Raw genomic sequence first — 13,665 nt, forward strand, 5'->3', positions numbered from 1 at the left:
CGGGGCCTTCGACAGGCTCAGGCTGAGCGGAGGTAGGGCAGCTTTTCAATCGTTCTGAAAACAACCTGTCATTCAGCAACCGACTCTATTCCTGACATTCAGCCGTTCAAGTTTCTGCTGTAGCCCGCTCACATACGAAAATGGCGCCGCCGATTTGGACAATCAAATTCTGGTTAGAAATGCGCTCTGTGGTGATTACGTTGTGAGAAACGTTCTGCCTCCGCAGTTCCTTTACAACCAGTTCGTGAATCTTTGGTGGCGCTTCGGCTAGCAAGTAAGAGCTTGTGCCCGTTATCTCACAGAAGCGCGCAAGTGAGTCGTTCGGGATATTAAGGTAGTCTCTCGCAGAGCGTGGGGCTCCAGCGTCCCAAAGGTAATCCTGAATAATTGAGTAGAGCTGTAGCGGATGCGGCAGCGGCTCAGAGCAGTATGTCGCAAAGGATGTGCCTGCTTCAGCCCACTCCTTTTCCGACAGCAGTGAAACCTCGAAAACCTCAAGCGCTTCGTCTTCCTCCATGTCCAAGAGTGTCGCAAGATCCAGGAACCCTTCGCCAATTCCTTCGAATGTGAAAACAATTTGCGCTTCTTCAACATTTGCATCGTTCCGCCACCATTGGTTGCCAGAAACTATGATGCGAAGTTGTCTGTGGCCCGCGTCAACAGCAACAATGCGCGTAGGGTGACAAATGCTGGTTCGTTTGAGCAGTTCTAGCAAGTCGGCTTTCATGCGTCGCAACTGTCCACAAATAGCGTTACAAAGCAACAGGCTTGAACGGCAGCTTCCCACCCAGCTTCCGCCGTCCGCGCCGCCGCGCTCCTCACCCAATAGCTGCCTTGCCCCCTATTCCGCACAATCCCCCATCCACATGTCGCGCGGCATCTCGACGCGCATCGGCGGGCCACCCTTCGGGTCTGCAATGCCGTCATACCAGAGCGAACGCGCCAGATCGGGCAGGAACACGCCCAGCGGCGCCGGCGTGTCGAGCATCGGCGGTTCGGCGACATATTTCAGGCCGTTGGGTTCGCCCGCAAAGGCGTGGAAATAGAGCGGCTCCTCGCCCTCTTCCTCGGGCAGCATTTCGGGCGGGTTTTCTTTGTCGCCCAGGCCGTTGACCGGGATCAGCGTCGTCGAGCCGAAGCCGTTCGAGCCTGCGAACGTGTAGTAGTTGCGGAAGATCAGCGCGTCGTCCTCGTCCTTCTGCTCGAGCACCGCGACCATGTCCGATTGCGCACTCGGCGGCAGCGCGGGCTTTTCGAAATGCAGCGTGAAGCGCGTCGGCCAGGGCGAGCGATAGGTGGCTTTCAGGATCGGGCAGGCGAGAGGCTTGACCTGCACGGCGGCGGCGGGGTTGATCTCCAGCGTGTCGATGGCGAGCCGGTCGTTGACGATCTTGAAGCTGGCATAGGCATCGCCCGCGGTCGGGCAGCAATTGGCATCGCTGTCGCGCCAAAGCGAGAAACTGCTGCTGATGCCGTACAGGCTGTATTCGACGCCCTTCCACAGCCCCAGCCCCTTGGGCAGTCGGGTGCGCAGCTCCTCCTTCCAGCCGTTCATGCCGATATTGGCCCAGCCGGTATCGCGATACAGGAACAGCGTGTCGGCATTGCCCTCGCCCGTCCCGGCGGTGCGCGCGGGCATGTGCAGCATCAGCTTTTCGCCATCGTCGATCAGCAGCGGCGTGGATGTGTCGCCCTCGGTGCTGGCAAAGCCGATGAGCTGCGGCGCATCGCCGGTCACGTCCCAGGCGATCGCCATGCGCAGCGGGATGCCGCCGCCCGGCTCCAGCCCGCTCAGCTTCTGCCATGCGACCGAGCGCACCCTGCCCTCCTCGCCTGCGGTGAGGAAACCGGCGGCCTCGACCACGCACATCTCGACGGCCGCGACGGTACATTCCCTTGCCAGTTCGCGCCCGAAACCGGACGGTGCGCGGATCGACGCGGCGAGCCTGGCGAGCCCCTCGATCTCGCTCTTCACATAGCCCAGGCTCTCGATAATGGCGTCGGGATTGGCAGTCTGCGGGCTGTCATCCTCGCTATATTCGAAGCCCCGGCGCAGATCGGCCAGCGCCTCGTCGTGGCGCTCGGCAATCACCGCCTTGCGCGGATCGACCTTGGCCCAGGCCTGGAACGCGGTCTCAACATCGGCCCAGCCCCTGGCAATCTCGCGATTGGCGCACAGCGCTTTCGCGTTGATGGTGCGGTCAGGGCAAGGCGCAGCGGGGCTGGAAGCCGCAAGCAAAAGGGCGGGCAGCAGGATCACGAAACACTCCAGTCAGGCGCGACCCTGCCAGCCCTGTTTTCAGCAAATAGCCGCCGAAATCAATGCGTTTCGGCGGCTTGCACCTACTTGCCCGTCCAGTTCGGCGCGCGCTTCTGAGCGAAGGCGGCAGCGCCCTCGCGCGCGTCCTGCGAGGTCATCACCGGGCCGACGATCTCCTGCTGCTTCGCCCACATTTCCGCATCGCTCCAGCCGCGCGATTCGACGATCACCTGCTTGGAGACGCGCACCGCGAGCGGGCCGTTGGCGCTGATCTTGTGCGCCAGTTCGAGCGCGCCGTCGATCGCCGGGCCTTCGACCACGCGGTTGACGAAGCCGATCTCGTAGCCGCGCTGCGCCGAGATGAAATCGCCGGTCAGCGCCAGCTCCATCGCGATGCGCGGCGGAATCTGGCGCGGCAGGCGCATGAGGCCCCCCGCAGCTGCCGCGAGGCCCCGCTTGGTCTCGGGGATGCCGAACTGCGCTGAGCTGTTCGCGACGAGCAGGTCGCAGGTGATCGCGACCTCCATCCCGCCCGCGAGCGCATAGCCATCGACCGCGGCGATCAGCGGCTTCTTGGGCGGGGATTCGACGAAACCTGCGAAGCCCTTGCCCTTGACCATCGGCAGTTCGCCGGTCAGGAACGCCTTCAAGTCCATGCCCGAGCAAAAGGTGCCGCCGGCCCCCTTGATGATGCCGACGCGCAGCGCGTCATTGGAATCGAGCTCTTCCATCGCCGCAGCGACACCTTCGGCCACCGCGCGGTTGACCGCATTCTTGGCCTCGGGCCGGTTGATGGTGATGATGAGGACGCCATCATCGGCGAGGGTCAAAACTTCGGACATATCGAACTCTCCCTGAAAAGCCCCTCTCCTTCAGGGGAGGGGTTGGGGTGGGGTTATCAGAACAGCAGATCGGCGAGCTTCGCGCGGTGCCAGGCGGCGTCACCGAACTGGCTGGCGTGCCAGATCGCGCTGCGGCGGTAGAGCCCGGCGTCGCAATCGTGCGTGAAGCCGAAGCCGCCATGGAATTGCACCGCGCGGTCGGCGGCAAAGCTGTACGCCTTGTCGGCGCTCGCCTTGGCCATGCGCACCGCGATCTCGCCGACGCCCTGCTGGCCGAAATTGTGCGCGGCGCTCAGCATGTGCGAACGCGCCTTTTCATACGCGACATAGGCATTGGTGATCGGGTGCTTGAGCGCCTGATATTCGCCGATCAGCTTGCCGAACTGCTTGCGGGTCTTGAGATATTCGATCGTGTAATCGATCGCGCTCTGCGTGCCGCCGCACATTTCAGCCGCCTGGAGCAGCGCACTCGCCAGCTCGATCTGGTTCAGCGCGCTGGCCGAGCGGCCCGCATCGAGCAGCGCCGAGGCCGGGACGGTAATGCCGTCGAGCGTCAGTTCGTAGGTCCGCCGGGTCTCGTCGACGATGATCTCGCGGCGCAGCGCACCATCGGGGATGGCCGAGCGCTCGATCAGCGCCAGCCGCACCGCGCCATCGACATTGACCGTCGCGATCACCAGCGCCGCATCCTGGGCATAGGCAACGAACTGCTTGGTACCGCTGAGCACAAAGCCATCACCGCTGGGCTTCGCGGTCGCCTCGACATGGGAGAGCGTCCAGTCGCCATGCGGTTCGGACAGCGCCAGCGTCGCGATCTCGCCCGCAACGATGCGCGGCAGCCACTCGCCGCACTGCGCCTCGTCCGCCGCCGCGAGCAGCGCCTGCGCTGCGACGGTGCAGGTCGCAAAGGGCGTGGTCAGCAGCCGCCGCCCCATCTGCTCGGCGATCGGCGCGACCTCGGCCATCGACAGGCCGACGCCGCCATGCGCCTCGGGGATCGCGATGCCCAGCCAGCCCAGTTCGGCAATTTCCTGCCACACGGCAGGGTCATAGCCGCGCTCGTCCGCCATCAGCTTGCGCACCTTGTCGATCGGCGACTTGTCGCGGCAGAAGCTGGTGGCGACGTCCATCAGCTCGATCTGCTCTTCGCTGTATCCGAGGCCGCCGAGATGATTGGCGAGATTTTCTTCGCTGAAGGCCATGGTTTAGCGTCCCTTCGGCAGGCCAAGCACATGCTCGGCGACGATATTGCGCTGGATTTCCGAGGTGCCGCCGCCGATCGTGGCGGAGAAGCTGTTCAGATAGCTGCGGTGCCAATAGCCATTGTCGACCGCGCACGGATCGTCGACATAATAGCCGCCGCGCGTGCCCTGGAACGCCAGCGAGAACTCGGTCAGTTCGCGGATCATCTCGGTGCGCGCCAGCTTGTTCATCAGCGCCAGGCCCATCGGGCGATCCTGCACCAGCGGCCCCATCCGGCGCCGCTGGTTGTTGAGGTTCAAGGCCTGGATGTCGATCATGAAATCGACCATCCGGTCCTTCATCACCGGATCGTCGAGCAGCGCCTTGCCGCCGCGCTGCGACTGGCGCGCCAGTTCGACCACGCCCATGGCGTCGAGTTCCTTGAGGAAATAGCCGCCGGCCAGGTTCACCTTGGCACCGCGTTCGTACTCGAGCGTCTTCATCGCGATCTGCCAGCCATCGCCTTCGTTGCCCATCAGGCATTCGGCGGGGATGCGCGCATCGGTGAAGAAGCACTGGACGAAGCCATATTCGCCGGTGAGCTTCTTGATCCGCCGCGTCTCGATGCCCGGCGCGTGCATCGGCGAGAGGAAGAAGCTGAGGCCCGCGTACTTGTTCGGCCCCTCGTTCGAGGTGCGCGCGAGCAGGATCATGTATTTTGCGCGGTCGCCCAGCGAGGTCCAGATCTTCGAGCCGTTGAGGACATATTCATCGCCGTCCCGCACCGCCTTCAGCTGCGCATTGCCGAGGTCGGAGCCGTTTTCGGGCTCGGAGAAACCCTGGCACCAGATATCCTCTGCGCTCAGCATCCCCTTGATATATTTCTTCTTCTCTTCCTCGCTGCCGATGTCGAGGATCAGCGGACCGGCCCAGCCGATGCCGATCGCGTTGAGCATGATCGGGCCGTCATATTTCTTCATCACCTTGGTGGCGATGCGCTGGAAATCGGGGTGCATCCCGCCGCCGCCATATTCGGTCGGCCAGCTCGCGCCGAGATAGCCTGCCTCGTACACCTTGCGCTGCCAGGCGCAGAGGAATTCGAACTGCTGGTCGGTGCTGACCTCCATGAAGGTCAGCGGCAGCATGAAGCCGGGGTCCTTGGGCGTGTTCTCGCGGAACCAGGCATCGGCCTGGGCCTCGTAATCCGCCAGCTCGGCAGCGGTAGGACGGGTTGCCATGTCTCTCTCCTCTAGCGCGCTCGATCAGGACCGCTTCGGGGATTCGCGGCCTCGTTTAATCGTTCGGTTAAATGAAGATATGCAGGGGTCGGAAGCGCTTGTCTAGGGCGTGCAGCGATTTTCCTGACATCCGTGTCAGTGACTTGAAGCATGTCGTCACCCCCGCGCAGGCGGGGTCCCGCTTTCTTGACGCACGGAAGCGCAAAAGCGGGATCCCCGCGTTCGCGGGAATGACGGGTCAGCCTTTGACAGGCCTGCAGAACGACTTCTTCCGAAACGCATCCACCGCGCCGATCTCGCCCCGGCTCTTCAGCAGCACGCGGATCAGCGCGACGCCCCTGGCATCGGGCATCACGACCTTGCGCGCGCCTTTGGGCGCCTGCTGATCCACCGTTGCCAGTACAAGGCGGATGGGCTTGCCGCCGGTGTCGCGGTCGCTCTCGACAAAGGCGACATCGGTCACGCTGTCGAACACGGTCAATGACCAGTAATGATCGGGAACAGGTGCGATCATCACCTCCAGCGGAGCCTGGGTCAGGTCGAAGGCGCAGATCGAATAGGCAAGATCCGGGCTCGGCCGCACGATCGTCTGGCGCTCGGCGACCACCGGCGGGGTGTGCGTCATCTTGTTATACCCGGCCTGATCCGCCAGCCGATGCCAGGCGCGGTCCATGATGACGCTGGGGGCGGCAGCGAGCGTGCCGTACCAGGCGGCGACTGCGGCGATCACCGCAAGGACGACGGGTCCGATCCAGCGGCTCATGACTGGCACTCTCCGCGTTCGATGCGCGGCAACGGCACGCTCCCGCGCCTGGCCAGCAAGTCGCGCGACGGGTGATACGCGCGCAGCGTCAGCTCGAATGGCTGATCGTCGGGCATCGCGATCCAGTGCGCGCCGGTCCGCTGGCGGGCGATATCGACGGTCCAGTTCGCCGCCTCTTGCGGACCGATCGCCGCGCTACCGACCGAATAAACGCTCGCCGGATTGGGGATCAGATAGCCCTGGCTGTCGTACAGCGTCAGGCTCCACCAGCGTGCATCGATCGCACCGCCGGTGACGCGATAGGCGCATTTGCCGGTCAATTTGCGCCCCGCGCTGTCGGTCGATGCGTTGAAATAGATCGCCTCGCGCTCGGGTAGGGCCAGCAAGCCGCGCAGCGCGACGGTGGCGCGGGTGGCGACGCTGGCATTGGCGGTGCCGACCTTCTCGCCGGTGCGCCAGGGACCGTTCTCGATCCCCATCGCAGCAAAGCTCTGCCGCAACTGCGCGACCGCCGTCCCCGTGCCGATCGCCAGTCCTGCGACCAGCATCAACCCATAGCGCAACCCTGGCGACATGGCGTCCCTCTCCCCTTGTTTTGACAGAGGCTATGCCGGAATATCGGTGGTGGTGGCAAGGGGGATGCGCTTGTGGGCTGGTATCTGCAGCGGGCGCTAGCCGGTCCCCTGCGAAGGCAGGGGCCCATCACCTGCGCTCACGACTGTCCCCTCGGTCGCGCGATCCGGCAACCTTTGGGAGATGGCCCCCTGCCCTCGCAGGGGACCGGCAGTATGTGCCCACTGTCTCCCCTCCCCCTTGATGGGGGAGGCAGCGAGACTTGGCAGCTTGCTGCCAAGTCGCAGCGGTAGGGGTGATGGTGCGGCTGGGTGTAAGGGCGCGTTGCACGCAATGCTGCTAAATCCGGCAAGCACCCCCCCACCCAAACCCTCCCCCATCAAGGGGGAGGGCTTTAAGTCAAGGCGAGAGCGCCTGCTCAGCCCTTCTTGAGCGCCGCCTGCGCCGCAGCCAGTCGCGCGATCGGCACGCGATAGGGCGAGGCGCTGACATAATCGAGCCCGGCTTTCTCGCAGAACGCGATGCTCGCCGGATCGCCGCCATGCTCGCCGCAAATGCCGAGCTTGATGCCTGGCCGAGTCTTGCGGCCCTTTTCGACCGCGATCTCGATCAGCTGACCGACGCCCTCGACATCGAGGCTGACGAACGGATCGCGCGCGAAAATGCCCTTGTCGACATATTGCGTGAGGAACCGCCCCGCGTCGTCGCGGCTGACGCCCAGCGTCGTCTGCGTCAAGTCGTTGGTGCCGAAGCTGAAGAACTCGCCTACTTCGGCGATTTCATCGGCCATCAGGGCGGCGCGCGGCAGTTCGATCATCGTGCCGACCAGATATTCGATCCGGCGCCCCTTTTCGGCAAACACCAGTTCGGCAGCGGTATCGACCACCTTCTTCATCAGCTCGAGCTCGCGGCGGGTCGCAACCAGCGGGATCATCACCTCGGGGATCGGCGCTGCACCGCTCTTCTCGGCGACATCGCACGCCGCCTCGAAGATCGCGCGCGCCTGCATCTCGTAGATTTCGGGATAGGTCACGCCCAGGCGGCAGCCGCGATGGCCGAGCATCGGGTTGAACTCGTGCAGTTCGTTGGCGCGGCGCTTCAAAACCTCGACGCCGACGCCGGCGGCTTCGGCGACTTCCGCAAACTCGCTCTCGCTGTGCGGCAGGAACTCGTGCAGCGGCGGATCGAGCAGGCGGATGGTGACCGGCAGACCCGCCATTACCTCGAAGATGCTGTGGAAGTCGCCGCGCTGTTCGGGCAGCAGCTTTTCCAGCGCGGCCCGCCTTCCCGCCTCGTCCTCGGCCAGGATCATCTGGCGCACCGAGGTGATGCGGCTCGCTTCGAAGAACATGTGCTCGGTGCGGCACAGACCGATGCCTTCCGCGCCGAAATCGCGCGCGACGCGGCAATCCTCGGGCGTCTCGGCATTGGTGCGCACCTTGAGGCGGCGGACCTTGTCGGCCCAGCCCATCAGCACGCCGAAATCGCCGACCAGCTCGGGCTGCACGGTGGGCACCTCGCCCAGCATCACCTCGCCCGAGGTGCCGTCGATGGTGATCGTGTCACCCTCGCGCAGTTCGCGCTTGCCGATGCGCAGCACGCGCTCCTTGTTGTCGATCGACAGGCTGCCCGCGCCCGAGACGCAAGGGCGGCCCATGCCGCGCGCCACCACCGCCGCGTGGCTGGTCATGCCACCGCGCGCCGTCAGGATGCCCTTGGCGGCGTGCATGCCGTGAATGTCCTCGGGGCTGGTCTCGATGCGCACCAGGATGACCGCATCGCCCATCTCGTTGCGGCGCTCGGCGGTATCGGCGTCGAACACGATGATGCCGCTCGCCGCGCCCGGCGAGGCAGGAAGCCCCTTGGTCAGCACGTCGCGCGCCGCATCGGGATCGAGCGAGGGGTGGAGCAGCTGGTCGAGCGCCATCGGATCGACGCGTGCGATCGCCTCTTCCTCGGTGATCAGGCCTTCGCTCGCCATTTCCACCGCGATGCGCAAAGCCGCCTTGGCGGTGCGCTTGCCCGAGCGGGTCTGCAGCATCCACAGCTTGCCGCGCTCGACGGTGAACTCGATGTCCTGCATGTCGCGATAATGCGTTTCCAGGATGTCGAACACGCGCGCCAGCTCGGCATAGGTTTCGGGCATCGCCTCTTCCATGCTCAGCGGCTTGGCGTTCGCCTCCTCGCGCGCAGCCTTGGTCAGGTACTGCGGCGTGCGGATGCCCGCGACCACGTCCTCGCCCTGCGCGTTGATCAGGAACTCGCCGTAATAGACATTTTCGCCGGTCGCGGGGTTGCGGGTGAACGCAACGCCGGTGGCCGAGGTGTCGCCCATATTGCCGAACACCATCGCCTGCACGTTCACGGCCGTGCCCCATTCGGCGGGGATGTCGTTCAGGCGGCGATAGACCTTGGCGCGCTCCGACTGCCAGGAGCCAAACACCGCGCTGATCGCGCCCCAGAGCTGGTCGTGCACATCCTGCGGGAAGGGCTTGCCCCATTGCTCCTGAACCAGCGCCTTGTATTCGCCGACCAGCGCCTTCCAGTGCTTCGCCTCCATCTCGGTATCGCTGAAGAAGCCATTGTCTTCCTTCATGATTTCGAGCGCTTCCTCGAACGCATCATGGTCGAGACCGAGCACCACGTCCGAATACATCTGGACGAAACGGCGATAACTGTCCCACGCGAAGCGCTCGTCGCCCGACACCTGGGCGAGGCCCTGAACGGTCTCGTCGTTGAGGCCGAGATTGAGCACCGTGTCCATCATGCCGGGCATCGAAACGCGCGCGCCCGAGCGGACCGACACGAGCAACGGATCGGCGGCATCGCCGAACTTCTTGCCGGTGACGCCCTCGATATGCGCGAGGCCTTCGGCGACTTCGGCCTTCAGGCTGTCGGGAAACACCTCGCCATCCTGATAATAGCGGGTGCACATCTCGGTGCTGATGGTGAAGCCCGGCGGCACCGGCAGGCCGATCGAGGCCATGCCGTCGAGATTGGCGCCCTTGCCGCCGAGCAGATTCTTGTTGCCCGCACCGCCATCATTGGCGCCGCCCCCGAAACGGTACACATATTTGGTCATCTGCTTCAGCCTGTCCGTGTTTGAATGGGTTATCGGTCGAAGTTAACCCTCGATCTTCGAAAAATCGGCGACGCGGTGGACCGCAGCGCGGAACCGCGCGAGCAGGTTCAACCGCGCCTCGCGCTTGGCCTGGTCCGCATCGTTGACGGTGACGCTCTCGAAAAACGCATCGATCGGCGCGCGCAAGGCGGCGAGCGCGGCCATTGCGCCTTCGAAATCCTCTGCGTCGATCGCGAGCGCGGCGAGCGGCTCGGCCTTGTCGAGCGCTCCGATCAGCGCGATTTCCGCGGGTTCCGGATCATAGCCCAGCCCGGAGCCGGGCTGCGCCATTTCCGTGACAGCCGCCGCGACGCCGGGATCCTCGACCAAAGCCAGCGGATCTTCCTCACCCGTCTGCGCAATGCCGCCACCGGTTTCCGGCGTGTGGACCGGCGCGCTCGCATCGCCGCGTCCCTCTTTCTTGAGGATATTCGCCGCGCGCTTGTATCCGGCGAGCAGGTTCGTCCCCTCGCCCGTCTCGACAAAGCCCTGCAAAGCCTTCACCCGCGCGAGCAGCCGGACGAGATCGTCCTCACCCCCGAGCGCAAACACCGCGTCGATCAGATCGTGCCGAACCCCAGCCTCGCGCTGCTGAACCTTGAGGCGGTCGGCGAAGAAGTCGATTAGCAATCGATCAAAATCGAAATCTCCATTGTCGCGCTCTATCAAGCTAGCAATCACAGCTTCTACAAAAGGATCATCTTTCCAGTCTGGAAAACGCTCTAACAGAGCCTCAGCCAGAGGAAGATTATTCGCCTCGACCGCTTTTCTTGCTCTTTCCAAAAGAGCTTCGCGCGCCTCATTCTGAAGCTCCAAGGCCGAAGTTTCAGCAGTTAGCGTATGGAGAGTTTGCTGTTCAATCACTTCAATCCAGAATCTAACAACAGCCCCAAGTGAAATACGTAGGCAATTGCCGAACATGATTGAAATTGTGGCAATTGCCGCACGACGCAATGCAAACGGATCCTTTGATCCAGTTGGCATTAGCTTAATCAACAGGAATGAAAGCAAGCTATCCAGCTTGTCCGCCAGGCTCACCGCCACCGTCACCGGATCGGTCGGCACGTCATCGCCCTGGCCGACCGGCTTGTAATGGTCGCGGATGGCGGCGGCGACCTGGGGGTCGAGACCTTGTTTCGCCGCGTAATAACCGCCCATAAGCCCCTGAAGTTCGGGGAATTCGCCGACCATCTCGGTGACGAGATCGGCCTTGCACAGGCGGGCGGCCTGTTCGGCGAGATCGGCCAATTTAGCCCTCTCCCCTTCAGGGGGGAGGGTTGGGAGGGGGGCCTGCGCAGAGGTCGGCGACTGCCCCTCTCCCTCCGCCGCTTCGCGGCTCCTCCCTCTCCCCTCAAGGGGAGAGGGCTGAATGATACCCTCTTCGCACAGCCACCGCGCGAGCTTGGCGACGCGGTCGACCTTGTCGGCCACCGTCCCAAGCTTCTCGTGGAAGACGATATTCTTCAGCTTCTCGGCATGCTGCTCGAGCGTCTTCTTCTGGTCGAGCTCCCAGAAGAAGCGCGCGTCGGAAAGCCGCGCCGCCAGCACCTTCTCGTTGCCCGCGACGATCGCCCGGCCGCCGTCATGCGCGGCGATGTTGGCGGTGCAGACGAACGCCGGGGCGAGCGCGCCGCCTGCATCCTGCACGACGAAATATTTCTGGTTAACGCGGGCAGTTAGCTGGATGACCTCAGGCGGAACCTCAAGAAACGCCGGGTCGAAACGGCCTAGCAACGGCACCGGCCATTCGGTCAGCCCGGCATTCTCGACCACCAGCCCCTCGTCCTCGATCAGCGCAAAGCCCGCGTCCGCCGCCGCCTTCGCCGCGCCGTCGCGGATGATGCGCGCGCGTTCCTCATGATCGACGATCACATGCGCGGCGCGCAGCGCATCGGCATAATCCTCGACACCCGACACGGTGACCGCGCCCTGGTGGTGGAAGCGGTGACCGACGGTGGTATTGCCGGCGACCAGCCCATCGACCTCGCACGGCACGACATAACCGCCGAGCAGCGCGATGATGCCCTGGAGCGGACGCACCCAGCGCAGCGATTCCGTGGTCTGGCTCGCCGCACCCCAGCGCATCGACTTGGGCCAGGGAAAGGCGCGGACGATCGCGGGGATGGCGTCAGAGAGCACATCGGCGGTGGCGCGGCCCGGCTTGTTAATGACCGCGAACAGCGTCGCGCGGCCCTTGACCTCGCGGGTCTCGAGCGCGTCGCGAGTCAGCCCCGCCTTGCGCAAAAAGCCCTCGACCGCCGCATCGGGCGCATCGGCGGGAGGGCCCTTGAGCTCTTCGGATACCGCTTCGGTCGTTTCGGGCAACCCGCGCGCGATCAGCGCAAGGCGGCGCGGGGTCGAGAAGGTCTGGAGGCTCTGCGCCTTCAGCCCGGCGGCGGCGAGCTGATCGGCGAACAGCTTTTCGAGGTCGGCACGGGCTTTCGCCTGCATCCGCGCGGGGATTTCCTCGGAGAGGAGTTCGAGCAGGAAATCGGTCATGCCGCGCGCTCCCGGTCCGAACCGCAACCAATGCCGTCACCCTGAACTTGTTTCAGGGTCCATCGGGCACCAAGCGCCTTCGCCCTATCGGCTCCCGGACGGTCGATGGATGCTGAAACAAGTTCAGCATGACGGTTGTGCAACGTCACCATCACGCAGCCCACCCGTTCTTCTCCATCCACGCCTGGCAGCTGCCCTTCGCAAGGTCACGCACGCGGCCCATATAGGCCTGGCGCTCGGCGACCGAGATCACCCCGCGCGCCTGGAGCAGGTTGAACACATGGCTCGCTGCAATCGCCTGCTCATAAGCCGGAATCGGCAGCTTCGCATCGAGGCAATTCTCGCATTCGGCGACGGCCTTGCGGAACGCATCGAACAGGCTTTCCGTGTTCGCATGCTCGAAATTCCATGCGCTCATCTGGCGCTCGTTCTCGAGGAACACATCGCCATAGGTCACGCCCCGGCCGTTGAAATCGAGATCGTACACGCTGTCCTTGCCCTGAATGTACATGGCGAGCCGCTCGAGCCCATAGGTCAGCTCGCCAGCCACCGGCTTGCAGTCGAAGCCGCCCATCTGCTGGAAATAGGTGAACTGCGTCACCTCCATGCCGTCGCACCAGACCTCCCAGCCCAGGCCCCAGGCGCCCAGAGTCGGGCTCTCCCAGTCGTCCTCGACGAAGCGGATGTCGTGCAGCAGCGGATCGACGCCGATCGCGGTGAGGCTGTCGAGATAGAGCTGCTGGATGTCGCCCGGCGAGGGCTTCAGGATCACCTGATACTGGTAATAATGCTGCAGCCGGTTGGGGTTTTCGCCATAGCGCCCGTCGGTCGGGCGGCGGCACGGCTGGACGAACGCGGCGTTCCACGGATCGGGGCCCAGCGCGCGCAGCGTCGTCGCGGTGTGGAACGTGCCCGCACCCATAGGCATGTCATAAGGCTGCAGGATCAGGCAGCCGTGCTGGCTCCAGAAATTGTGCAGGGTCAGGATCATGTCCTGAAAGGAAAGGCTGTGCTCGCTCAAACGTCCGGCCTTCGCAGTTGCAAAAAGATGCGCCGCGCTTTGGCGGATGGCGGGGCGCGGGTCAAGGGAGAGGTGATTCAGGGTTGGTGTCAGCGGGTTTAGCTGAGCTTTGCCAGCCCACATTCGTCATTCCCGCGAAAGCGGCAATCCCGCTATTGCGCAAAGG

Annotated in this window: 10 protein-coding genes; all 10 read right to left on the minus strand. The window is 64.1% G+C overall.

Annotation, left to right across the window (positions count from 1 at the left end; genetic code table 11):
• Positions 1 to 106: 106 nt before the first annotated feature.
• On the minus strand, positions 107 to 727 hold the full coding sequence (locus OPU69_RS11955) for a hypothetical protein (RefSeq protein ID WP_498511287.1): 621 nt from the start codon (positions 725 to 727) through the stop codon (positions 107 to 109).
• 114 nt (positions 728 to 841) lie between these two features.
• Positions 842 to 2,260, minus strand: a complete 1,419-nt coding sequence (locus OPU69_RS11960; RefSeq protein WP_498511289.1) for a hypothetical protein — start codon at positions 2,258 to 2,260, stop codon at positions 842 to 844.
• Positions 2,261 to 2,343: 83 nt separating this feature from the next.
• Positions 2,344 to 3,102 carry a crotonase/enoyl-CoA hydratase family protein gene (locus OPU69_RS11965; protein ID WP_498511291.1) on the minus strand — a complete coding sequence of 253 codons (759 nt, stop codon included), beginning with the start codon at positions 3,100 to 3,102 and terminating at the stop codon, positions 2,344 to 2,346.
• A 56-nt stretch (positions 3,103 to 3,158) separates the two neighbouring features.
• On the minus strand, positions 3,159 to 4,304 hold the full coding sequence (locus tag OPU69_RS11970) for an acyl-CoA dehydrogenase family protein (RefSeq protein ID WP_498511293.1): 1,146 nt from the start codon (positions 4,302 to 4,304) through the stop codon (positions 3,159 to 3,161).
• Positions 4,305 to 4,307: 3 nt separating this feature from the next.
• The gene (locus tag OPU69_RS11975; protein ID WP_498511295.1) at positions 4,308 to 5,522 is read right to left on the minus strand and encodes an acyl-CoA dehydrogenase family protein; all 1,215 of its coding nucleotides are present in this window, start codon (positions 5,520 to 5,522) and stop codon (positions 4,308 to 4,310) included.
• 238 nt (positions 5,523 to 5,760) lie between these two features.
• Entirely contained in the window at positions 5,761 to 6,285 is a 525-nt protein-coding gene (locus OPU69_RS11980) for a DUF1254 domain-containing protein (RefSeq protein WP_060977543.1), read from the minus strand.
• Positions 6,282 to 6,860, minus strand: a complete 579-nt coding sequence (locus OPU69_RS11985; RefSeq protein WP_498511297.1) for a DUF1214 domain-containing protein — start codon at positions 6,858 to 6,860, stop codon at positions 6,282 to 6,284. Before OPU69_RS11985 ends, OPU69_RS11980 begins: the two co-directional genes overlap by 4 nt.
• 416 nt (positions 6,861 to 7,276) lie before the next feature.
• Positions 7,277 to 9,940 carry a pyruvate, phosphate dikinase gene (gene ppdK, locus OPU69_RS11990; protein WP_498511299.1) on the minus strand — a complete coding sequence of 888 codons (2,664 nt, stop codon included), beginning with the start codon at positions 9,938 to 9,940 and terminating at the stop codon, positions 7,277 to 7,279.
• A 42-nt stretch (positions 9,941 to 9,982) separates the two neighbouring features.
• Positions 9,983 to 12,478, minus strand: a complete 2,496-nt coding sequence (gene glyS, locus OPU69_RS11995) for a glycine--tRNA ligase subunit beta (protein ID WP_498511301.1) — start codon at positions 12,476 to 12,478, stop codon at positions 9,983 to 9,985.
• A gap of 151 nt (positions 12,479 to 12,629) precedes the next feature.
• Entirely contained in the window at positions 12,630 to 13,469 is an 840-nt protein-coding gene (locus OPU69_RS12000; protein ID WP_498511355.1) for a glycine--tRNA ligase subunit alpha, read from the minus strand.
• Between the last annotated feature and the right edge of the window lie 196 nt (positions 13,470 to 13,665).

The sequence above is a fragment of the Blastomonas sp. 34TW genome, from assembly GCF_059803595.1.

Excerpts from the sequence above, each read along its gene's own strand:
- OPU69_RS11955 (WP_498511287.1), bottom strand. The coding sequence starts at position 727 with ATGAAAGCCGACTTGCTAGAACTGCTCAAACGAACCAGCATTTGTCAC.
- OPU69_RS11965 (WP_498511291.1), bottom strand. The coding sequence starts at position 3,102 with ATGTCCGAAGTTTTGACCCTCGCCGATGATGGCGTCCTCATCATCACC.
- OPU69_RS11970 (WP_498511293.1), bottom strand. The coding sequence starts at position 4,304 with ATGGCCTTCAGCGAAGAAAATCTCGCCAATCATCTCGGCGGCCTCGGA.
- OPU69_RS11975 (WP_498511295.1), bottom strand. The coding sequence starts at position 5,522 with ATGGCAACCCGTCCTACCGCTGCCGAGCTGGCGGATTACGAGGCCCAG.
- OPU69_RS11980 (WP_060977543.1), bottom strand. The coding sequence starts at position 6,285 with ATGAGCCGCTGGATCGGACCCGTCGTCCTTGCGGTGATCGCCGCAGTC.
- OPU69_RS11985 (WP_498511297.1), bottom strand. The coding sequence starts at position 6,860 with ATGTCGCCAGGGTTGCGCTATGGGTTGATGCTGGTCGCAGGACTGGCG.
- ppdK (WP_498511299.1), bottom strand. The coding sequence starts at position 9,940 with ATGACCAAATATGTGTACCGTTTCGGGGGCGGCGCCAATGATGGCGGT.
- glyS (WP_498511301.1), bottom strand. The coding sequence starts at position 12,478 with ATGACCGATTTCCTGCTCGAACTCCTCTCCGAGGAAATCCCCGCGCGG.
- OPU69_RS12000 (WP_498511355.1), bottom strand. The coding sequence starts at position 13,469 with ATGATCCTGACCCTGCACAATTTCTGGAGCCAGCACGGCTGCCTGATC.